The 796-nt window shown below is 48.7% G+C and carries 1 protein-coding gene; it reads right to left on the bottom strand.

What is annotated here, in order from left to right:
* Positions 1-203: 203 nt before the first annotated feature.
* Positions 204-689 (bottom strand): hypothetical protein, encoded by a 486-nt coding sequence (locus JIN78_RS16815; RefSeq protein WP_200393157.1) that lies wholly within the window; start codon positions 687-689, stop codon positions 204-206.
* Between the last annotated feature and the right edge of the window lie 107 nt (positions 690-796).

Here is a 796-nt window from a genome sequence, read left to right on the forward strand (position 1 = left end):
GGTTCACGAAGAACGCAGTTAGACAGCAAAGGGTAAATCTAAAGGCTTGATTCGAAAATAAGTCTTCCATCAAGAATGCCATTTCTTAAGCGAACGTTAAAGGTATGCCAGACGGCGAACAAGGAAAAAGCCTCCACTTCGCCTGCGAATGTGATCAAGCCTGCGGGTCCGTCTTGGCATCACCGCCTTGTTAGCCTTCTTGATTATCGAGCTAGCTCTTTCAAAACCTCTTCCCGATGCCATCTCACCTGCGGATTCGAATGGCTCTCCATTATCGATAAAGCTGCACTGCAATCATCCTCGTCGATCATGCCGGAAAATGCCAACTGGTCTACAATCGCTGCGCCCCAATTCTGAATACCTTCGTCTTCGTGGGCCAAGAATTCGGGAACGACTTCAAGAATGGTTTCATCGGAAATCGCCTTCAGTAGATTAACCACCGAGCGTTTTAGCTCCAAATCAGGAGTGTCGCGGTAAATTTCAAGGGCGTAGTCAACCGCTCCCCTAGAACGCAGAAAAATCAAAACTGACCGAGCGAGCTCTGACCCTGGGTCCACGATCACAATTGCTTTATCGACTGCCTCGCGAATAAACTCCTCGCCAAGAATGCGAGCGATTCCTTCTTGAGCAAGTGCGTCTCCGCCCTGATTGGGACAGTTGAGTTCGTTAGCTAATCTGTCCCAGTCCACGATTTTCAGGCTAGATTATATGGTTGATGATTTGCCAGACCAGCACCTTTTCAAGGAAAAATGGCGTGCTTAGGATTTTCGTGGGCTATCCCGCAGCCACTTGGACT

Source organism: Roseibacillus ishigakijimensis, from assembly GCF_016595415.1.
Taxonomy (GTDB): Bacteria; Verrucomicrobiota; Verrucomicrobiia; order Verrucomicrobiales; family Akkermansiaceae; genus Roseibacillus; species Roseibacillus ishigakijimensis.